This window comes from Novosphingobium sp. 11B (assembly GCF_054589055.1).
Window position 1 is genome coordinate 1 of record NZ_BAAILP010000087.1, and the last position, 16,971, is coordinate 16,971.

At 64.1% G+C, this 16,971-nt stretch carries 29 protein-coding genes; 27 read left to right on the plus strand and 2 right to left on the minus strand.

Translation table 11 applies throughout. The annotated features are described in order from the left end of the window. Positions 1-93: 93 nt before the first annotated feature. Positions 94-594, minus strand: a complete 501-nt coding sequence (locus ACYPYD_RS07635; RefSeq protein WP_459662684.1) for a hypothetical protein — start codon at positions 592-594, stop codon at positions 94-96. A gap of 209 nt (positions 595-803) precedes the next feature. On the opposite strand from ACYPYD_RS07635, the gene rpsJ reads away from it, so the two are divergent. The 24 genes from rpsJ to ACYPYD_RS07755 all read left to right on the plus strand — a co-directional run bounded on the left by rpsJ (position 804) and on the right by ACYPYD_RS07755 (position 14,915). After that, positions 804-1,115, plus strand: coding sequence for a 30S ribosomal protein S10 (rpsJ, locus tag ACYPYD_RS07640; RefSeq protein WP_007011873.1), 312 nt, complete (start codon positions 804-806; stop codon positions 1,113-1,115). A gap of 334 nt (positions 1,116-1,449) precedes the next feature. After that, the gene (gene rplC, locus ACYPYD_RS07645) at positions 1,450-2,193 is read left to right on the plus strand and encodes a 50S ribosomal protein L3 (protein WP_459662685.1); all 744 of its coding nucleotides are present in this window, start codon (positions 1,450-1,452) and stop codon (positions 2,191-2,193) included. 2 nt (positions 2,194-2,195) lie between these two features. After that, complete coding sequence (gene rplD / locus ACYPYD_RS07650; protein WP_008828237.1) at positions 2,196-2,822, plus strand: 50S ribosomal protein L4; 627 nt, start codon at positions 2,196-2,198, stop codon at positions 2,820-2,822. Continuing rightward, positions 2,815-3,123 carry a 50S ribosomal protein L23 gene (locus ACYPYD_RS07655; protein ID WP_008828236.1) on the plus strand — a complete coding sequence of 103 codons (309 nt, stop codon included), beginning with the start codon at positions 2,815-2,817 and terminating at the stop codon, positions 3,121-3,123. Before rplD ends, ACYPYD_RS07655 begins: the two co-directional genes overlap by 8 nt. 6 nt (positions 3,124-3,129) lie before the next feature. Further along, complete coding sequence (gene rplB, locus ACYPYD_RS07660; RefSeq protein ID WP_008828235.1) at positions 3,130-3,966, plus strand: 50S ribosomal protein L2; 837 nt, start codon at positions 3,130-3,132, stop codon at positions 3,964-3,966. A 6-nt stretch (positions 3,967-3,972) separates the two neighbouring features. Beyond that, complete coding sequence (gene rpsS / locus ACYPYD_RS07665; protein WP_008828234.1) at positions 3,973-4,254, plus strand: 30S ribosomal protein S19; 282 nt, start codon at positions 3,973-3,975, stop codon at positions 4,252-4,254. Continuing rightward, positions 4,251-4,628 carry a 50S ribosomal protein L22 gene (gene rplV / locus ACYPYD_RS07670; RefSeq protein ID WP_008828233.1) on the plus strand — a complete coding sequence of 126 codons (378 nt, stop codon included), beginning with the start codon at positions 4,251-4,253 and terminating at the stop codon, positions 4,626-4,628. The genes rpsS and rplV overlap by 4 nt, the downstream gene beginning before the upstream one ends. Positions 4,629-4,631: 3 nt before the next feature. Continuing rightward, positions 4,632-5,327, plus strand: a complete 696-nt coding sequence (gene rpsC / locus ACYPYD_RS07675; RefSeq protein ID WP_008828232.1) for a 30S ribosomal protein S3 — start codon at positions 4,632-4,634, stop codon at positions 5,325-5,327. Positions 5,328-5,348: 21 nt separating this feature from the next. Next, a complete protein-coding gene (gene rplP / locus ACYPYD_RS07680) occupies positions 5,349-5,783 on the plus strand; it encodes a 50S ribosomal protein L16 (protein ID WP_008828231.1) in 435 nt (144 codons plus the stop codon). Continuing rightward, positions 5,783-5,986: a 50S ribosomal protein L29 gene (gene rpmC, locus ACYPYD_RS07685; RefSeq protein ID WP_008828230.1), complete on the plus strand. Its 204-nt coding sequence runs from the start codon at positions 5,783-5,785 to the stop codon at positions 5,984-5,986. Before rplP ends, rpmC begins: the two co-directional genes overlap by 1 nt. Positions 5,987-5,997: 11 nt before the next feature. Further along, entirely contained in the window at positions 5,998-6,267 is a 270-nt protein-coding gene (rpsQ, locus tag ACYPYD_RS07690) for a 30S ribosomal protein S17 (protein WP_008828229.1), read from the plus strand. Positions 6,268-6,462: 195 nt separating this feature from the next. Further along, positions 6,463-6,831: a 50S ribosomal protein L14 gene (gene rplN, locus ACYPYD_RS07695; RefSeq protein WP_008828228.1), complete on the plus strand. Its 369-nt coding sequence runs from the start codon at positions 6,463-6,465 to the stop codon at positions 6,829-6,831. Continuing rightward, positions 6,831-7,148 (plus strand): 50S ribosomal protein L24, encoded by a 318-nt coding sequence (gene rplX, locus ACYPYD_RS07700; RefSeq protein WP_008828227.1) that lies wholly within the window; start codon positions 6,831-6,833, stop codon positions 7,146-7,148. Before rplN ends, rplX begins: the two co-directional genes overlap by 1 nt. Continuing rightward, on the plus strand, positions 7,141-7,722 hold the full coding sequence (gene rplE / locus ACYPYD_RS07705) for a 50S ribosomal protein L5 (protein WP_008828226.1): 582 nt from the start codon (positions 7,141-7,143) through the stop codon (positions 7,720-7,722). Before rplX ends, rplE begins: the two co-directional genes overlap by 8 nt. A gap of 26 nt (positions 7,723-7,748) precedes the next feature. Continuing rightward, positions 7,749-8,054 (plus strand): 30S ribosomal protein S14, encoded by a 306-nt coding sequence (rpsN, locus tag ACYPYD_RS07710; RefSeq protein ID WP_008828225.1) that lies wholly within the window; start codon positions 7,749-7,751, stop codon positions 8,052-8,054. Positions 8,055-8,066: 12 nt separating this feature from the next. Next, the gene (rpsH, locus tag ACYPYD_RS07715) at positions 8,067-8,462 is read left to right on the plus strand and encodes a 30S ribosomal protein S8 (protein ID WP_008828224.1); all 396 of its coding nucleotides are present in this window, start codon (positions 8,067-8,069) and stop codon (positions 8,460-8,462) included. Continuing rightward, complete coding sequence (rplF, locus tag ACYPYD_RS07720) at positions 8,462-8,995, plus strand: 50S ribosomal protein L6 (protein ID WP_008828223.1); 534 nt, start codon at positions 8,462-8,464, stop codon at positions 8,993-8,995. Before rpsH ends, rplF begins: the two co-directional genes overlap by 1 nt. Then, the gene (rplR, locus tag ACYPYD_RS07725) at positions 8,995-9,333 is read left to right on the plus strand and encodes a 50S ribosomal protein L18 (protein WP_008828222.1); all 339 of its coding nucleotides are present in this window, start codon (positions 8,995-8,997) and stop codon (positions 9,331-9,333) included. The genes rplF and rplR overlap by 1 nt, the downstream gene beginning before the upstream one ends. Before the next feature lie 2 nt (positions 9,334-9,335). Continuing rightward, positions 9,336-10,070: a 30S ribosomal protein S5 gene (gene rpsE / locus ACYPYD_RS07730; RefSeq protein ID WP_008828221.1), complete on the plus strand. Its 735-nt coding sequence runs from the start codon at positions 9,336-9,338 to the stop codon at positions 10,068-10,070. A gap of 5 nt (positions 10,071-10,075) precedes the next feature. Continuing rightward, positions 10,076-10,252, plus strand: coding sequence for a 50S ribosomal protein L30 (gene rpmD / locus ACYPYD_RS07735; RefSeq protein WP_008828220.1), 177 nt, complete (start codon positions 10,076-10,078; stop codon positions 10,250-10,252). A gap of 181 nt (positions 10,253-10,433) precedes the next feature. Next, entirely contained in the window at positions 10,434-11,741 is a 1,308-nt protein-coding gene (locus ACYPYD_RS07740; RefSeq protein WP_459662686.1) for an ankyrin repeat domain-containing protein, read from the plus strand. 396 nt (positions 11,742-12,137) lie between these two features. Beyond that, positions 12,138-12,617, plus strand: coding sequence for a 50S ribosomal protein L15 (gene rplO / locus ACYPYD_RS07745; protein ID WP_036527309.1), 480 nt, complete (start codon positions 12,138-12,140; stop codon positions 12,615-12,617). 242 nt (positions 12,618-12,859) lie between these two features. Further along, the gene (gene secY / locus ACYPYD_RS07750; protein ID WP_008831159.1) at positions 12,860-14,227 is read left to right on the plus strand and encodes a preprotein translocase subunit SecY; all 1,368 of its coding nucleotides are present in this window, start codon (positions 12,860-12,862) and stop codon (positions 14,225-14,227) included. Between the two features lie 40 nt (positions 14,228-14,267). Next, positions 14,268-14,915 (plus strand): adenylate kinase, encoded by a 648-nt coding sequence (locus tag ACYPYD_RS07755; protein ID WP_008831160.1) that lies wholly within the window; start codon positions 14,268-14,270, stop codon positions 14,913-14,915. A 42-nt stretch (positions 14,916-14,957) separates the two neighbouring features. Here ACYPYD_RS07755 and ACYPYD_RS07760 read toward each other — a convergent pair whose 3' ends face one another. Continuing rightward, positions 14,958-15,122: a hypothetical protein gene (locus tag ACYPYD_RS07760; RefSeq protein ID WP_172705106.1), complete on the minus strand. Its 165-nt coding sequence runs from the start codon at positions 15,120-15,122 to the stop codon at positions 14,958-14,960. Between ACYPYD_RS07760 and ACYPYD_RS07765 the strand changes: the two genes are divergently transcribed. From ACYPYD_RS07765 to rpsK, 3 genes are all read left to right on the plus strand, one after another. After that, on the plus strand, positions 15,121-15,783 hold the full coding sequence (locus ACYPYD_RS07765; protein WP_459662687.1) for an SRPBCC family protein: 663 nt from the start codon (positions 15,121-15,123) through the stop codon (positions 15,781-15,783). The genes ACYPYD_RS07760 and ACYPYD_RS07765 overlap by 2 nt on opposite strands. A gap of 351 nt (positions 15,784-16,134) precedes the next feature. Next, a complete protein-coding gene (rpsM, locus tag ACYPYD_RS07770) occupies positions 16,135-16,503 on the plus strand; it encodes a 30S ribosomal protein S13 (RefSeq protein ID WP_008831162.1) in 369 nt (122 codons plus the stop codon). 60 nt (positions 16,504-16,563) lie between these two features. Beyond that, positions 16,564-16,953 (plus strand): 30S ribosomal protein S11, encoded by a 390-nt coding sequence (gene rpsK / locus ACYPYD_RS07775; protein WP_008831163.1) that lies wholly within the window; start codon positions 16,564-16,566, stop codon positions 16,951-16,953. The last annotated feature ends 18 nt before the right edge of the window (positions 16,954-16,971 follow it).

Below are 16,971 nucleotides of genomic sequence, written 5' to 3' on the forward strand. Positions count from 1 at the left end.
CGTAGCGAAGCATTCCAGGGCGGTGCAGCACTGCCCTGGAATGCTTCGCTACGCTCGCAATGACGAAAGGGGAGGGCGCTCCGACGGTGCGGCTCAGGGCTGCCGCAGTTCGCCCTGTGCGATCTTCCACGCATCCGAACCCTTGGGCGCTTCGGGAATGGACTTGAGGTCGATGTAATAGACGGGCTCTGGCACTTTGCCGAACGGTATGGTGATGCACGGGCCAAGGCAGCCCGGGATGTTCCACAGGTCCGGCGGATGCAGCGCCCCTGTGCGCGTGCTCTCGTCGACGGATTTCGATGCGGGAACCCGCTCGCTGGAGCCGTCGCCGCCGTGGGAGCAGACGACGATCGTGCCGTCGTTGCCGCCATTGCTGGCGCGGGCTGCGTCGCGGCAGGCATCGTCTATCGGGCCGCCCCTTGGATCGGGTATGCCGACGTGGGCCGTGAGAACGTCGGTGTCGTCGAGATCGATGGGAATTTCGCTTCCGGTGGGGCCGTAGGCAGAGCCTGCGGCGGCAGCGGGCGCGGAACCAAGGCAAGCGAGCGTAAGCGCGGCAAGCACGCTGGAAATTGTCGTGGTAGTGGAGGGCATTGGCAGCGGCTTCTGTTAGGCGTCGCGATGCCAACCTAGGGAGTGGATCGTGCGCAGGGAAGGGGCGATGCGACGAACTGCGCCGCGCACCGCCGAAAACCTGCCGATCCGCGTAAAATCAGGGCTTGCCCGACTCGCACTTGGCGTGTAGGGGCGCGGTTCGAATTTGACGGGACTTCGGTCCTATGGCTCTTTCTCATCGGTAGGTTATGGAAGCTCAGAACATCCGCATTCGCCTGAAGGCGTTTGACCATCGCGTTCTCGACCAGGCAACTGGCGAAATCGCTGACACGGCACGTCGTACCGGCGCGCTGATTCGTGGGCCCATTCCCCTGCCGACCAAGATCGAGAAGTTCACGGTCAACCGTGGTCCGCACATCGACAAGAAGTCGCGTGAGCAGTTCGAAGTCCGCACCTACAAGCGTCTGCTTGATATCGTGCAGCCGAACGCCGCTACCGTCGACGCTCTGATGAAGCTGGACCTCGCGGCCGGCGTGAACGTCGAGATCAAGCTGGCCTGAAGCCGGTTTAACGGGGTGATCTGAAAAGGTCGCCCCGATGGTCCTTTCCGATCGGACCTAAATTAGATCGAGGACTATCTTGTCGGCTTCGCTAGCCGGCTTTGCGGGGAGAAACCCGCAGAGACAGCGCCCTGAGGGAAAAGCCCGAAGGGACACAAGGGATACCTCCGGCGACGCCTTCGGGTTTCGTTCGGGAATGCGTCCCCCGTCTCGCTTCCGTCAGTCCTTCGGGGCTTGCAGGGAGCACCTGACCCGGACGGGGTTCGTATCACACACAGGGTTGGACATGCGTGCGGGGGATGGTCCTGCGTACGCCTCTGTAAGGAGTAAGGTCATGCGTACCGGCGTGATCGCAAAGAAAGTCGGGATGACCCGCCTGTTCCAGGAGGACGGTCGCCACGTGCCCGTCACCGTCCTGGCGCTGGAGGATTGCCAGGTCGTCTCAGTCCGTACCGAAGAACGTGACGGCTACGTCGCCGTTCAGCTCGGTGCCGGCGAAGCGAAGCAGAAGAACGTTGCCAAGCCGCAGCGCGAACACTTCGCCAAGGCTCAGGTTCCCCTCAAGATGCGCGTCGCGGAATTCCGCGTCGCCGACGACGCCCTCCTCGAGGTTGGCGCGACGATTGCGGCTTCGCACTTCGTCCCGGGCCAGCTCGTCGACGTGGGCGGCCACACCCAGGGTAAGGGCTTCCAGGGCGCTATGAAGCGCTGGGGCTTCGGCGGTATGCGCGCCACCCACGGTGTGTCGATCTCGCACCGTGCGCACGGTTCGACGGGTAACCGTCAGGATCCGGGCAAGGTGTTCAAGAACAAGAAGATGGCCGGCCACATGGGCGACCGTCAGCGCACCCAGCAGAACCTCGAAGTCGTCCGCGTGGACGATGAGCGCGGCCTGATCTTCGTCAAGGGCTCGGTCCCGGGCGCGAAGAACTCGTGGCTGACCGTTGCGGACGCCGTCAAGGTCGACCGTCACGGCGAGGCTCCGTACCCCGCCGGCATCAAGTCGGTTGGCAACACCAACGACACGGCCGCTGCTGAAACCGCGGCGCCCGAAGCGACCGAAGGCCAGGAGGGCTAATCATGAAGGTTCAGGTCCTCAACATCGACGGTTCGACCGCCAACGGCGACATCGAGCTTTCGGACGACGTGTTCGGCCTCGAGCCGCGCGCGGATATCCTGCACCGCGTCGTCACCTGGCAGCTCGAGAACCGTCGCGGCATCGCCCGCGCGACCCGCGAGCGTTCGGAAGTCGCGCGCACCGGCAAGAAGTTCGGCAACCAGAAGGGTGGTGGTACCGCTCGTCACGGCGACCGCGCTGCTCCGGTGTTCATCGGCGGTGGTAAGGCTCACGGTGCCCGTCGCCGCGAGTTCAACATCTCGCTCAACAAGAAGATCCGTGCGCTCGGTCTGAAGATGGCCCTCTCGGCCAAGGCTCAGAACGGCCTCGTGATCGTCGACTCGCTCGACGTCGCCGACGCCAAGACCAAGGCTCTGGCCGGTCAGCTCGCCAAGGCGAACTTCGGCAAGAAGGTTCTCGTCATGGACGGCGATCAGGTCAACGAGGGCTTCGCCCTGGCGGCCCGCAACATCGTCGGCGTGAACGTTCTCCCGGCTGTCGGCGCGAACGTCTACGACATCCTGAAGCATGATACGCTGGTGCTGACGCGCGCCGCTGTCGAGAAGCTGGAGGCGCGTTTCAATGGCTAAGTCCGTCGACATTCGTCACTATGACGTGATCGTCGCCCCGCACATCACCGAGAAGTCGACCCTGCTTTCCGAGCAGAACGCAGTCGTCTTCAAGGTGGCCGACAAGGCGACCAAGCCCGAGATCAAGGCTGCCGTCGAGGCAATCTTCGATGTCAAGGTGACCGGCGTGAACACGCTCGTCGTCAAGGGCAAGACCAAGCGCTGGCGCGGTAAGGCTTACCGTCGCAGCGACGTGAAGAAGGCGATCGTCACGCTGGCCGAAGGCCAGTCGATTGACATCACCGAAGGCGCGCGGGGTTAATTTCCGATGGCACTCAAGCATTACAACCCGACCAGCCCCGCACGCCGCGGCCTGGTCCTCGTCGACAAGTCGTCGCTCTGGAAGGGCAAGCCCCTCAAGGCGCTGACCGAAGGCAAGAGCAAGACCGGCGGCCGCAACAACAAGGGTCACGTGACCTCGCGCGGCATCGCTGGCGGCCACAAGCAGAAGTACCGCTTCATCGACTTCAAGCGTCGCAAGTGGGACATGGAAGCCACCGTGGAGCGGATCGAGTACGATCCCAACCGCACCGCGTTCATCGCGCTGGTGAAGTACACGGACGGCGAACTGACCTACATCATCGCGCCGCAGCGTCTGGCAGTCGGTGACGTCATCGTCGCCGGCGAGAAGACCGACGTGAAGCCGGGCAACGCCATGCTTCTGTCGCAGATGCCGGTCGGCACGATCTGCCACAACGTCGAGATGAAGCCCGAAAAGGGCGGCCAGATCGCACGTTCGGCAGGGACCTATGTCCAGGTCGTCGGTCGTGACCGCGGCATGGTCATCGTCCGCCTGAACTCGGGCGAGCAGCGCTACCTGCGCGGCGATTGCATGGGCACGGTTGGCGCGGTCTCGAACCCCGACAATTCGAACCAGACCCTCGCCAAGGCCGGTCGCGGTCGCTGGCTGGGCCGCCGTCCGCTTACCCGCGGCGTCGCCAAGAACCCGGTCGACCACCCGCACGGTGGTGGTGAAGGCCGTACCTCGGGTGGTCGTCACCCGGTTACGCCCTGGGGCAAGCCGACCAAGGGTGCCCGCACCCGCAACAACAAGCAGACGGACAAGCTCATCATCCGTTCGCGTCACGCCAAGAAGAAGAGGTAAGTCACGATGGCACGTTCCGTCTGGAAAGGCCCCTTCGTCGACCTCTACCTTCTCAAGAAGGCCGAAGTCGCGCAGGATGCCGGCAGCCGCGCTGGTCCGATCAAGACCTGGTCGCGTCGCTCCACCATTCTCCCGCAGTTCGTTGGTCTCACCTTCCAGGTGTACAACGGGCACAAGTTCATTCCCGTTGCGGTCAACGAGGACATGGTCGGTCACAAGCTGGGTGAGTTCGCTCCCACCCGCTCGTTCCCCGGCCACGCCGCCGACAAGAAGGGCAAGCGCAAGTGAGCAAGCAAGCAGCACCCCGCCGCGTAGGTGACAAGGAAGCTCTTGCGGTCAACACGAACATTCGTGGTTCGGCCCAGAAGCTCAACCTTGTCGCTGCCCTGATCCGCGGCATGCGCGCGGAAGACGCGATGAACGTCCTGGCCTTCTCCAAGAAGGCCATGGCGGTCGACGCCCGCAAGGTTCTCGCCTCGGCGATCGCCAACGCGGAAAACAACCACAACCTCGACGTCGACGCTCTCGTCGTCGCCGAGGCGTCGGTCGGCAAGTCGGTGACCATGAAGCGTTTCCACGCTCGTGGTCGCGGCAAGTCCACGCGCATCCTGAAGCCGTTTTCGCGCCTGCGGATCGTCGTTCGCGAAGTCGAGGAGGCCTGATCCATGGGTCATAAGAGCAATCCGATCGGTCTGCGCCTGCAGATCAACCGTACCTGGGACAGCCGTTGGTTCGCCGAAGGCCGGGACTACGGCAAGCTGCTTGAGGAAGACCTCAAGATCCGCAAGTTCATCATCGAGACCCTGCCGCAGGCTGCGATCTCGAAGGTGGTGATCGAGCGTCCGGCCAAGCTGTGCCGCATCTCGATCTTCGCTGCCCGTCCCGGTGTCATCATCGGCAAGAAGGGCGCGGACATCGAGAAGCTGCGCAAGCAGCTGGCCGCGATGACCTCGAGCGAAGTGAAGCTGAACATCGTCGAAATCCGCAAGCCGGAAGTCGATGCCAAGCTGATCGCACAGGGTATCGCCGATCAGCTGATCCGCCGCGTGGCGTTCCGCCGTGCGATGAAGCGCGCGATGCAGTCCGCCATGCGTCTGGGTGCCGAAGGCATCAAGATCATGTGCGGTGGCCGTCTCGGCGGCGCTGAAATCGCCCGTCTGGAGCAGTACCGCGAAGGTCGCGTTCCGCTTCACACGCTGCGTGCGAACATCGACTATGCCGCTGCCGAGGCGCTGACCGCCTACGGTATCATCGGCATCAAGGTGTGGGTCTTCAAGGGCGAGATCCTTGGTCACGACCCGATGGCGCAGGATCGACTGATGATGGAGGCTCAGACCTCCGGCGTCCGTCCGGCCCGCTGAGTCTAGGATAGAGTTAGCACCATGCTGCAACCGAAAAAGACCAAGTTCCGCAAGGCCTTCAAGGGCCGGATCAAGGGCGACGCCAAGGGTGGCACCGACCTGAACTTCGGTTCCTACGGCCTCAAGGCCATGGAGCCCGAGCGGATCACCGCCCGCCAGATCGAAGCGGCCCGCCGCGCGATCACGCGTCACCTCAAGCGCCAGGGTCGTCTCTGGATCCGCGTCTTCCCGGACGTGCCGGTTTCGAAGAAGCCTGCCGAAGTCCGTCAGGGTAAGGGCAAGGGTTCGGTCGAATACTGGGCGGCCCGCGTCAAGCCCGGCCGTATCCTATTCGAAGTGGACGGTGTTGCCGGCCAGCTCGCCGCCGAGGCTTTCAGCCGCGCCGCGATGAAGCTGCCGATCAAGACCAAGGTCGTCGCCCGCCTCGGTGACACCTCGCACCTGGGAGGCGAATAATGGCCAAGACCGAAGATCTTCGCGCCAAGACCGACGACCAGCTGACCGCTGACCTCGTCGATCTCAAGCGCGAGCAGTTCAACCTGCGTTTCCAGGCTGCTACGAGCCAGCTCGAAGCCCCGGCACGCATCAAGGAAGTCCGTCGCGACATCGCCCGCATCAAGACGCTCCAGGCTGAGCGTTCCGCCGCGGCGAAGGCGTAAGGAGAAACACGATGCCCAAGCGTATTCTTAGCGGGACTATCGTCTCCGACAAGACGGACAAGACCGTGACCGTGCTCGTCGAGCGCAAGGTGAAGCACCCCCTCTACGGGAAGATCATCCGCCGCTCGAAGAAGTACCACGCCCACGACGAGGACAACGCCTTCAAGACCGGCGAGAAAGTCCGGATCGAGGAGACGGCGCCTTACTCGAAGACCAAGACCTGGAAGGTTCTTGACCGTCTTCAGGCGAGCAAGGGTACGGCACTCGAAGCCGAGGTTTGATCCTCCGCTGAGATCGAAGCCGGGGCTGCAAAGTCCCGGCTTTGGCCTTACCTGACACAAGTGTTGACCTTCGCGGGTGAATGCGGCAAAGGGCCGCCTTCGCCCGCGCAGGGCGACTCGGGCCTCTTCGGGGGCCTGTCTTTTTAGGAACTGCCGGACTGGTTCCGGCAAGCCAGATGAGAAGGACTCGGATCGATGATCCAGATGCAATCCAATCTCGACGTGGCGGACAACAGCGGCGCGAAGCGCGTCCAGTGCATCAAGGTACTGGGTGGCTCCAAGCGTCGTTTCGCCGGCGTCGGCGACATCATCGTGGTGTCGATCAAGGAGGCGCAGCCCCGCGCTCGCGTCAAGAAGGGCGACGTTCACCGTGCTGTGATCGTGCGCACCCGCAAGGACGTGCGCCGCACGGACGGCAGCGTGATCCGCTTCGACAGCAATGCTGCCGTGCTGATCAACAAGAACGAGGAGCCGATCGGCACCCGTATCTTCGGCCCCGTGGTGCGCGAACTGCGCGGCCGTGGCTTCATGAAGATCATCTCGCTCGCGCCGGAGGTGCTGTAATGGCCGCCGCTAAGATCAAGAAGGGTGACTCCGTCGTCGTCCTGTCCGGCAAGGACAAGGGCCGCACCGGCACCGTGCTGCAGGTTCAGCCCAAGGACGGCAAGGTTGTCGTCGAAGGCGTGAACGTTGCCACCAAGCACCGCAAGCCCACCCAGCAGAACCCGCAGGGCGGCATCGACCGCGTTCCCGCGCCGATGCACATCAGCAAGGTCGCTGTTGCGGACAAGGACGGCAAGCCGACCCGCGTTCGCTTCGAAATCAAGGACGGCGTCAAGGTCCGCGTGGCCGTGAAGTCCGGGGAGACGATCGATGGCTGAGCAGTACACTCCGCGTCTGCGCACGAAGTTCGACGCTGAAATCGCGAAGGCGATGACCGAGAAGTTCGGTTACAAGAACGTGATGGAAATCCCGAAGATCGAGAAGATCACGCTCAACATGGGCGTCGGTGAAGCCAGCCAGGACAAGAAGAAGGTCCAGACTGCCGCTGCCGAGATGGAACTCATCGCCGGTCAGAAGCCCGTCATCACCAAGGCCCGCAAGTCGATCGCACAGTTCAAGCTGCGCGAAGGCATGCCGATCGGCTGCAAGGTGACGCTCCGCCGCGAGCGCATGTACGAGTTCCTGGATCGTCTCGTCACGATCGCGATGCCCCGCATCCGCGACTTCCGTGGCCTGAACCCCAAGTCGTTCGACGGCCGTGGCAACTACGCCATGGGCCTGAAGGAGCAGATCATCTTCCCGGAGATCAGCTACGACAAGATCGACAAGGTTCGTGGCATGGACATCATCGTGACCACCACCGCGAAGACCGACGACGAAGCGCGCGAGCTGCTGCGTCTGTTCGGTTTCCCGTTCCCGGCTGAAGAGTCGGAACAGCAGGAGGCGGCGTGAGCCGCTGAGGAAGAGAGCTTAAGTCCATGGCGAAACTGAGTTCCGTGAACAAGAATGAGCGTCGCAAGAAGCTCGTCAAGAAGTATGCAGGCAAGTACGAGCGCCTCAAGGCGGTCGCTGACGATCAGTCGCTCGATGAAACCGAGCGTCTCATTGCTCGCCTGAAGCTGGCCGAGATCCCGCGCAACGCAAACCCCACCCGGGTTCGCAACCGTTGCGCCACGACCGGCCGTCCGCGCGGTTATTACCGCAAGTTCGGCCTGTGCCGCGTCGAGCTGCGTGATCTTGCCAACAAGGGCATGATCCCCGGCGTGACCAAGTCGAGCTGGTAAGGGTTAGAAGCAATGGCATTGACCGATCCCCTGGGTGATATGCTCACCCGCATCCGCAACGGCCAGCAGGCGAAGAAGGACTCCGTCCTGTCGCCGGCCTCGAAGCTGCGTGCGCGCGTCCTGGAAGTTCTCCAGCGTGAAGGCTACATCCGTGGCTTCTCCGACGACGCCACCGGCGCCCACCCGCAGCTGCGCATCGAGCTGAAGTACTTCGAAGGCGAAGCCGCCATCAAGCACATCGCTCGTGTCTCCAAGCCCGGCCGCCGCGTCTACTCGGGTTCCAAGGAACTCCCGGTCGTTCGCAACGGTCTCGGCATCACCATCGTCTCGACGCCGCGTGGCGTGCTCTCGGATGCCGAAGCACGTGCACAGAACGTCGGCGGCGAAGTGCTGGCGGAGGTGTTCTAATGAGCCGCATCGGTAAGAAGCCGGTGGCCGTTCCCAACGGCGTCACCGCCAACATCGACAACGGTGTTCTCTCGGTAAAGGGCCCCAAGGGCACCCTGACCCTGGGTCTGTCGGACCTCGTCACCTACTCGGTGGACGACGGTGCGATCGCCGTGCAGCCCATCGGCCAGTCGAAGCAGTCGCGCAGCCACTGGGGCCTTCAGCGCACCCTCGTGTCGAACCTGATCGAAGGCGTCACCAACGGCTTCACCAAGATCCTTGACATCAAGGGCGTCGGCTACCGTGCCGCTTCGCAGGGCAAGACCCTGAAGCTGCAGCTCGGCTACTCGCACGACGTCGACATCGCCGTGCCGGAAGGCATCGAGGTCAAGACCCCGGATAACACCACGGTCGAAATCTCGGGCATCGACAAGCAGAAGGTCGGCCAGCTTGCGGCCGAAATTCGCCGCTGGCGCAAGCCTGAGCCCTACAAGGGCAAGGGTATCGCCTACCGCGGTGAGTACATCTTCCGCAAGGAAGGGAAGAAGAAGTAATGGCAAAGCTGTCTCTCTTCGATCGCCGCGCGCGCCGCGTTCGCACCGCGCTCAAGGCCCGTTCGGGTGGTCGTCCCCGTCTGTCGGTGCACCGCACCGGCCGTCACATCTATGCGCAGATCATCGACGATGCGCAGGGCCACACCGTCGCTGCAGCCAACACGCTGGGCGCCAAGGGCACCGACCTCGACGCCGCGACCCGCGTGGGCAAGGAACTCGCCGAGGCCGCCAAGAAGGCGGGTGTTACCTCGGTCGTGTTCGACCGCGGTGGCTTCCTGTATCACGGCCGCGTCAAGGCGCTTGCCGAAGCCGCCCGTGAAGGCGGGCTGGAGTTCTGATCATGGCTGACGAAAACAACAACACGCAGCCGGTTTCGGCTGAAGCACCCCAGGGCGGCGCGCCGTTCGAGGGTAACCGCGAAGGCGGCCGTGGTCGTGGCGGCCGTGGCCGTGGCGGCAACGATCGCGGTGGTGAGCGCGGTGGCCGTGGCGGCCGTCGTGACGACCGTCGCGGCAACCGCAACGCCGACGAGGAGCAGGGTGAAGAGCTGATCGAAAAGCTCGTTCACATCAACCGCGTCTCCAAGACCGTCAAGGGCGGTAAGCGCTTCGGCTTCGCCGCGCTCGTCGTCGTCGGTGACGGCAAGGGCCGCGTGGGCTTCGGTCACTCGAAGGCCCGCGAAGTTCCCGAGGCGATCACCAAGGCGACTGCCTCGGCCAAGAAGAAGATGATCCGCGTCGCTCTGAAGGAGGGTCGTACCCTCCATCACGACGGCAAGGGCCACTTCGGCGCCGGCAAGGTGAACGTCCGCACGGCTCCGGCCGGTACGGGCATCATCGCCGGTGGTCCGATGCGCGCCGTGTTCGAGAGCCTGGGCGTCGCTGACGTCGTCACCAAGTCGGTGGGCACCTCGAACCCGTACAACATGATCCGCGCCACCTTCGACGCGCTGACCACGCAGACTTCGCCGAAGTCGGTGGCCCAGCGTCGTGGCAAGAAGATCGCCGACCTGCTTGGTCGCGGTGGTGCTACCGAGGTAGAGGCCGAGGCCGCTGCCGAAGCCATCGTGGAGTAAGCATCATGGCGAAGATCAAGATCCAGCAGATCGGTTCGCCGATCCGTCGCCCCGAGAGCCAGAAGAAGATCCTCATCGGTCTCGGCCTCGGCAAGATGCACCGTATCGTGGAGCGCGAAGACACCGCCGAAGTGCGCGGTGCCATCGCCAAGCTGCCGCACATGGTGAAGATCGTCGACTGAACCTTCACAGGTTCACGCTGAACGAGACAGAAGGGCCTCGGTGGAAACACCGGGGCCTTTTTGCGTGGGTGGCCGGCCCTTCGACAAGCTCAGGGTGACCCTTCGACAGGCTCAGGGAGAGCGGGGCTAAGTGCAAACCTCCCAATCCCGCTCAGGCTGAGCTTGTCGAAGCCCCAGGGGCATGGCGGGCCTTCCCGCAAGTAATGCTCTTCCAACCGCGCGCGGCTATGCTATTCGCGCCAGCTTCATCGGCGCCTCGGGCGCCACGGATTCCAATCGGGGACAGGTCTTGATCGGCAAGCGGCTTCTGACGGCCACCATCCTGTGCATGGGCGCGCTGACGACGGCCGCGTGCTCGGACGACGCGCCCAAGGGCAATCTCGGCGTCGAGGGCGCCTCGGTAACCCAATGCGGCGACCTGCGTGCGGATACCGCGTTCCTGGACAAGCTGCGCAAGGGTGACCGCTCGCTGCGCCGCAAGCTGAAGGACGGCAGCGCCAACGCCGTGGCGGAGGCACACAAGGCGCTCGACATGGGCGACTTTCGCCTGATTGCCGCGACCACGCCGACCGGCATCTCCACCGAGGCTTACGGCGTACAGTGCCGCATGCTTGGCGGCCTTTCGCCATGGACCGTGCGCGCGGTGGCCTTCGTGCCCGAGGGCAAGGTCGAGGGCGGGCAGCAGAAGCCCGACGATACCGTCACCGGCTTCGGTCGCCGCTACAACGCCGCGATGCTGGCCGATCCGCGCTATCCTTATGCCGACGTCTGCCGTGCGGTCGACAAGGCCGGGCCGGCGCCGACGATGCCGGACAATCCCGATGCCGGGATCGAGCAGCCCTACGGTTTCGCCGAACTGGGCGTCGCGCGCATGGAGCACGGGCTCGGCGCGGCGGCGCGGCGCGGCTCGATCCGGGATATCGGCATCCTGCTCGAGCGCGACCCCAAGGGCATCGACAAGCCCGATCTGTTCGGCCTCACCCCGCTCGCCTGGGCGGTCGCCTACCATCGCTGGCCTGCGGCGCAGGCGCTGCTGCGGGCCAAGGCCGACCCGATCGGCGGGACGTGCCAGACCACCATCGACCGCCAGTCGCCGTTGCAGATCGCGCGCGTGATGCGCTGGTACGGTGTCATCCGCGCGATGCGGCCGCTGGTGACCGAAGAGCAGTTCGCCAGCCTGCGCCAGAAGCCGCGCTGGGATGACGCCAGCCTCGTCGAGTTCAACCATGCGCTCACCGAACTCAAGGAGCGTTACGATACGCAGCTGAAAGCCAAGCCGTTCGGCCGCTACGACCTGAACTTCCAGGTGGACGAGCAGGGCAACACGACAGAGTGCAAGATGGATCCGGCATCCGTCTCGCCCGCGTTCGACAAGGAACTGTGCGGGCTGGCGGCGGAGATCGTGCGCTGGGCGCCTGCGCGCGACGCCTTCGGTACACGGGTGCCGGAGAGCGCGAAGTTGCTGGTGGGCTTCGGCGGCGGCAGCTGAGGCTGTCCTACATGCCGTGATCCATGCGATAGAGGATCGGTGAGGGCGCGCGCTGTCGCCTCCCCCCCTTTTTCCGTCATCCCCGCGAAGGCGGGGACCCATCTGATGTCTTCGCAACAGGCAATGTCAGGAGATGGGTTCCCGCCTTCACGGGAAAGACAGTTATGATGATGAACATAGCTTCTGAAGCGGAGAAGGGCGTACGCGAAAGGTCACAGGGAATGGGCGCAAGCCATTCACTATAAAGGAACAATCTCGGGGTTTCACAGGCTCTTCTGTGTAAAACGGGATGTGGGATGACCCGCTCTTCCCGAATCCGGGGTGACAAGCGCGCCCTCATCCGCTAGGGGCGCCGCTTCCTATCAGCGCGACTCAAAGCGAAAGCGAGTGCAGAACATGAAACTGAATGACATCCGTGACAACGCCGGCGCCCGTCACCGCCGCATGCGCGTCGGCCGTGGTATCGGCTCGGGCAAGGGCAAGACCTCGGGTCGCGGCCAGAAGGGTGCCAAGGCACGCTCGGGCGTTTCGATCAACGGCTTCGAGGGTGGCCAGATGCCGCTCCACATGCGCCTGCCGAAGCGCGGCTTCTCGAACAAGAAGTTCGCCAAGGACTTCGCGGAAGTGAACCTGGGCCTCGTCCAGAAGTTCATCGATGCCGGCAAGCTGGACATCACCGGCGTGGTCGATCACGCGGCGCTCAAGGCCGTCGGCCTGGCCCGTGGCGGCAAGGACGGCGTGCGTCTCCTCGCCAAGGGTGAATTGACCTCGAAGGTCACCTTCAACGTTGCTGGCGCTTCGGCCGGTGCCGTTGCCGCGGTCGAAAAGGCCGGCGGTTCGGTGATCGTTCCCGCCAAGGAAGAGGCTGCGGCCTGATTTCCGGCGCGACACGCTAAGGCATAAGGAGAGGGCGGGCGCCGGGCGCTTCGCCCTCTCTTGCTGTAAGGTGTCGACAAATGTGATGCGCGGGCGGCACACTGGAGCCGATTCGTGCGGGACGGGTCTTCCCGACATCGTTCCAATGTCTATATGGCCAGTTTCCTTCCCGGGTTCGACAAGGCAGGCATGAGCCGCTAAGGGCGAGTCCGATCAGATTCTTCGAGGCTTTTTAGAACGTCATGGCTTCACGCGCCGACAACATCGCCAGCACGCTCAGCCTGGCCAATTTCTCCAAGGCCACCGAGCTGAAGAACCGCATCTGGTTCACCATCGGCGCGCTCATCGTGTTCCGCTTTTTGAGCTTCGTGCCGCTGCCGGGTGTGAACCCGGTCGCGCTGCGCGATCTCTATCTGCAGACGCAGGGCGGCATCCTTGACCTGTTCAACACGTTCTCGGGCGGTTCGCTTTCGCGCATGAGCCTGATCGCGCTCGGCGTGATGCCTTACATCACCGCCTCGATCGTGGTGCAGTTGGCAGCCTCACTTCACCCGGCGCTCGTCGCGCTGAAGAAGGAAGGCGAGGCCGGGCGCAAGAAGCTCAACCAGTACACCCGCTACGGCACCGTGCTGCTGTGCATCGTGCAGGGCTACGCGATCGCCACCGGTCTTGAGGCGTTGTCGACCTCGCGCGGTCTTGGCGCCGTGGTCGATCCGGGCATCCCGTTCCGCGTCGGCGCGGTGATCTCGCTGATCGGCGGCACCATGTTCCTGCTGTGGCTGGGAGAGCAGATCACCTCGCGCGGGATCGGCAACGGCGTTTCGCTCATCATCATGGCGGGTATCGTCGCGCAGATGCCAACTTTCGCCAGCAACCTGGGCTCGGCCTACTCGGCGGGCGACACCGGTTCGATCCTCATCATCGCGCTGATCGCGCTGGTGGTGGCGATGATCCTGATGATCTGCTTCATGGAACGCGCCACGCGCCGCCTGCTGATCCAGTATCCCAAGCGCGCCACGCAGCGCGGCATGATGCAGGCCGACCGCAGCCACCTGCCGCTCAAGCTCAACACCGCCGGCGTGATCCCGCCGATCTTCGCCAGTTCGCTGCTGCTGCTGCCGCTGACGATCAGCCAGTTCGCCGGCAAGTCGCTGACGCCGGATTCGACGATGGGCAAGATCGTGGTCTCGCTCAACCAGTACCTGGGCCACGGCAAGCCGCTCTACATGCTGCTCTACGCGGCGGGCATCATTTTCTTCTGCTTCTTCTACACCGCAGTCGTCTTCAATCCGGAAGAGACCTCGGACAACCTGAAGAAGAACGGCGGCTTCATCCCGGGTATCCGTCCGGGCAAGAACACCGCAGTCTATCTCGACTACGTCCTGACGCGCATCACCGTGATCGGTGCGGCCTACCTGGTCATCGTCTGCACGGTGCCTGAGTACTTCCTGTCGATGACGGGCTTGCCGCTGCTGTTCATGGGTGGCACGAGTCTGCTGATCGTCGTCAACGTGACCGTGGATACGATCACGCAGATTCAGTCGCACCTGCTGGCGCACCAGTACGGCGACCTCATCAAGAAGGCCAAGCTGAAGGGCCGCATGCGCTGAGGCGCGTGCCGATAACGTAAAACCGAGGGGGATTCAGGGCGTGAACATTATCCTGCTGGGACCGCCGGGGGCGGGCAAAGGAACCCAGGCGCAGCGTCTCGTCGACAAGCATGGCATGCGCCAGTTGTCGACCGGCGACATGCTGCGCGCCGCAGTCAAGGCGGGGACGCCGACCGGGCTCGAAGCCAAGGCGGTCATGGAGCGTGGCGAGTTGGTCTCGGATGCGATCGTCTCGGCGCTGATCGGGGACGAACTCGACGCGATGGGCGTGGATACTGGCGCCATCTTCGACGGCTACCCGCGGACCGAAGCGCAGGCCGAATCGCTCGACGGCATTCTGGAAGCGCGCGGCCGCAAGCTCGATCACGTGATCGAACTGGAAGTGAACGAGGACGCGCTGGTCGAGCGCATCACCGGCCGCTTCACCTGCGCCACTTGCGGCAAGGGCTACCACGACACCTTCGAGAAGCCGAAGGTCGAAGGCACTTGCGACAAGTGCGGCGGGCACGAGTTCAAGCGCCGCCCGGATGACAACGCCGAGACCGTGCGCACCCGCATGGCCGAGTACCGCGCCAAGACCGCGCCGATCCTGCCCGTCTACGAAGCGCGCGGTATCGTCGCCAAAGTCGACGGCATGGCTGACATGGACGAGGTGACGGCGGCGATCGAGGCAATCCTCGCGGGCTGATCCTGTTCCAGAGTGAACCGAACAATGAAACCCGGAAGTGCCTCAGGTCGCTTCCGGGTTTTTCATTTTGTCGTCGAAGTGCGCGACAGGGATGACGGGCTTCATGCGATCTGGCATGGACGGTTTCGCGACATTGACGGGGCCTTCACGGCCGGGCAGGGGCAGCTTTATGAAGTCTTTCGCATTTGCGCTGGCGGCGGCCGGCATGGCGCTCGTTCCTTCGGCGGCAAGCGCGAGCGTCGCGCAAGTCGAGGCCAACGGCTTCGTCGTGCGCCATGTCGCGCAAGTCCCGGCGACGCCCGAGGAAACCTGGGCAGTGCTGGTGAAGCCTTCGGTCTGGTGGGACTCCGATCACACCTGGTCCGGCGATGCCGCGAACCTCACGCTCGATGCGCGGGCGGGCGGCTGCTTCTGCGAAGTGCTGCCCAACGAAAGCTCGCCCAAGGCAACGCCGCGCGGCAGCGTCGAGCACATGCGGGTGATCTACGTGGAGCGCGGCCGCGCCCTGCGTATGAGCGGGGCGCTCGGCCCGCTGCAGTCGGACGCGGCGATCGGCACGCTGACCGTGCAGCTCAAGCCGGACGGGAAGGGCGGTACGCAGGTCCTGCTCGAATACGTCGTGGGCGGTTTCACCCGCACCCCGTTCGAGAAGCTGGCGCCGGCGGTCGATGGCATGCTCGGCGGACAGCTTCAGCGCCTGACCGGAAAGCTGGGCGGGGCCTTCGCGGCGGCCTTCCCGAAGATCGAGACGGACGTTGCCGACCCGCCTGTCGAGGCGCCTGCAGCGGCGGATCCTGCGGTCGGGCTCGACATCGTGCCGCTTTCGAGCAAGCCGATGACCAGTGACGGGCCGCTCGTCGGACGCTAGGTCCGATGCGTGCGGTGCCGCCATGGGACAGGGCCGGGTGCTACGCACTTTGACTGGCCTCGCGATTTGCGTTAAACAGTCCTCACAGGCGCGACATCCGCCCCGTCGATCAGGCGGAGGGCGGCGCCCGGTCGATGCCGCAGGCGTTGACGCGGAACGTTGACTCTGCGCGCGAATCGTTTTAAGCGCCCCCTTCACTCGTCAGTAAACGGCAGTCCGGAAGGCCCATACCGCGTGTCCAAAGCACCCGCGTGTAACCGCCAACCGGGCCTTTTGCCATTTCACTTCCCCGAGTGTTTTCGCGATGAGATGGAGGTGCGCGCTCGCACCTCTGTGGAGCAGGAGAATTAAGTGGCTCGTATTGCAGGGGTAAATCTCCCCACCAACAAGCGCGTTATCATCGCGCTGACGTATATCCACGGCATCGGCCGTACCAAGGCGCTCGAGATCGCCGACAAGCTCGGTATCGATCACACCCGCCGTATCCAGGATCTCTCGGACGCCGAAGTGCTCCAGATCCGTGAGACCATCGACGCCGACCACACGGTCGAGGGTGACCTTCGTCGCGAGACCGCGATGAACATCAAGCGCCTGATGGACCTCGCCTGCTACCGCGGCCTGCGTCACCGCAAGGGTCTGCCGGTTCGTGGCCAGCGCACGCACACCAATGCGCGCACCCGCAAGGGCAAGGCCAAGCCGATCGCCGGCAAGAAGAAGTAAGCCGAGGGAGCCGTTAAGGCTTTCGGTTTCCCGCAGCGATAATTCGACAGGATATACGATATGGCACGCGAACCTCAGCGCATTAAGCGCCGCGAGCGCAAGAACATCACGAGCGGCATCGCCCACGTGAATGCTAGCTTCAACAACACCATGGTGACCATCACCGACGCCCAGGGCAACGCGATTTCGTGGTCCTCCGCCGGCATGATGGGCTTCAAGGGCAGCCGCAAGTCGACCCCGTACGCCGCTCAGGTGGCTGCGGACGACGCCGGCAAGAAGGCCGCCGAGCACGGCGTCCGTACCCTCGAAGTCGAAGTCAAGGGCCCGGGTTCGGGCCGCGAGAGCGCCCTGCGCGCCCTGGCTGCCGTGGGCTTCACGATTACCTCGATCCGCGACGTCACGCCGATTCCGCATAACGGCGTGCGTCCCTCGAAGCGCCGCCGCGTCTGATCGAGCTAATGCGGGCGG

Bases quoted from the DNA above. Each gene is read 5' to 3' on its own strand.
- ACYPYD_RS07635 (WP_459662684.1), bottom strand. From the start codon at position 594: ATGCCCTCCACTACCACGACAATTTCCAGCGTGCTTGCCGCGCTTACG.
- rpsJ (WP_007011873.1), top strand. From the start codon at position 804: ATGGAAGCTCAGAACATCCGCATTCGCCTGAAGGCGTTTGACCATCGC.
- rplC (WP_459662685.1), top strand. From the start codon at position 1,450: ATGCGTACCGGCGTGATCGCAAAGAAAGTCGGGATGACCCGCCTGTTC.
- rplD (WP_008828237.1), top strand. From the start codon at position 2,196: ATGAAGGTTCAGGTCCTCAACATCGACGGTTCGACCGCCAACGGCGAC.
- ACYPYD_RS07655 (WP_008828236.1), top strand. From the start codon at position 2,815: ATGGCTAAGTCCGTCGACATTCGTCACTATGACGTGATCGTCGCCCCG.
- rplB (WP_008828235.1), top strand. From the start codon at position 3,130: ATGGCACTCAAGCATTACAACCCGACCAGCCCCGCACGCCGCGGCCTG.
- rpsS (WP_008828234.1), top strand. From the start codon at position 3,973: ATGGCACGTTCCGTCTGGAAAGGCCCCTTCGTCGACCTCTACCTTCTC.
- rpsC (WP_008828232.1), top strand. From the start codon at position 4,632: ATGGGTCATAAGAGCAATCCGATCGGTCTGCGCCTGCAGATCAACCGT.
- rplP (WP_008828231.1), top strand. From the start codon at position 5,349: ATGCTGCAACCGAAAAAGACCAAGTTCCGCAAGGCCTTCAAGGGCCGG.
- rpmC (WP_008828230.1), top strand. From the start codon at position 5,783: ATGGCCAAGACCGAAGATCTTCGCGCCAAGACCGACGACCAGCTGACC.
- rpsQ (WP_008828229.1), top strand. From the start codon at position 5,998: ATGCCCAAGCGTATTCTTAGCGGGACTATCGTCTCCGACAAGACGGAC.
- rplN (WP_008828228.1), top strand. From the start codon at position 6,463: ATGATCCAGATGCAATCCAATCTCGACGTGGCGGACAACAGCGGCGCG.
- rplX (WP_008828227.1), top strand. From the start codon at position 6,831: ATGGCCGCCGCTAAGATCAAGAAGGGTGACTCCGTCGTCGTCCTGTCC.
- rplE (WP_008828226.1), top strand. From the start codon at position 7,141: ATGGCTGAGCAGTACACTCCGCGTCTGCGCACGAAGTTCGACGCTGAA.
- rpsN (WP_008828225.1), top strand. From the start codon at position 7,749: ATGGCGAAACTGAGTTCCGTGAACAAGAATGAGCGTCGCAAGAAGCTC.
- rpsH (WP_008828224.1), top strand. From the start codon at position 8,067: ATGGCATTGACCGATCCCCTGGGTGATATGCTCACCCGCATCCGCAAC.
- rplF (WP_008828223.1), top strand. From the start codon at position 8,462: ATGAGCCGCATCGGTAAGAAGCCGGTGGCCGTTCCCAACGGCGTCACC.
- rplR (WP_008828222.1), top strand. From the start codon at position 8,995: ATGGCAAAGCTGTCTCTCTTCGATCGCCGCGCGCGCCGCGTTCGCACC.
- rpsE (WP_008828221.1), top strand. From the start codon at position 9,336: ATGGCTGACGAAAACAACAACACGCAGCCGGTTTCGGCTGAAGCACCC.
- rpmD (WP_008828220.1), top strand. From the start codon at position 10,076: ATGGCGAAGATCAAGATCCAGCAGATCGGTTCGCCGATCCGTCGCCCC.
- ACYPYD_RS07740 (WP_459662686.1), top strand. From the start codon at position 10,434: ATGGCGGGCCTTCCCGCAAGTAATGCTCTTCCAACCGCGCGCGGCTAT.
- rplO (WP_036527309.1), top strand. From the start codon at position 12,138: ATGAAACTGAATGACATCCGTGACAACGCCGGCGCCCGTCACCGCCGC.
- secY (WP_008831159.1), top strand. From the start codon at position 12,860: ATGGCTTCACGCGCCGACAACATCGCCAGCACGCTCAGCCTGGCCAAT.
- ACYPYD_RS07765 (WP_459662687.1), top strand. From the start codon at position 15,121: ATGGCGCTCGTTCCTTCGGCGGCAAGCGCGAGCGTCGCGCAAGTCGAG.
- ACYPYD_RS07760 (WP_172705106.1), bottom strand. From the start codon at position 15,122: ATGCCGGCCGCCGCCAGCGCAAATGCGAAAGACTTCATAAAGCTGCCC.
- rpsK (WP_008831163.1), top strand. From the start codon at position 16,564: ATGGCACGCGAACCTCAGCGCATTAAGCGCCGCGAGCGCAAGAACATC.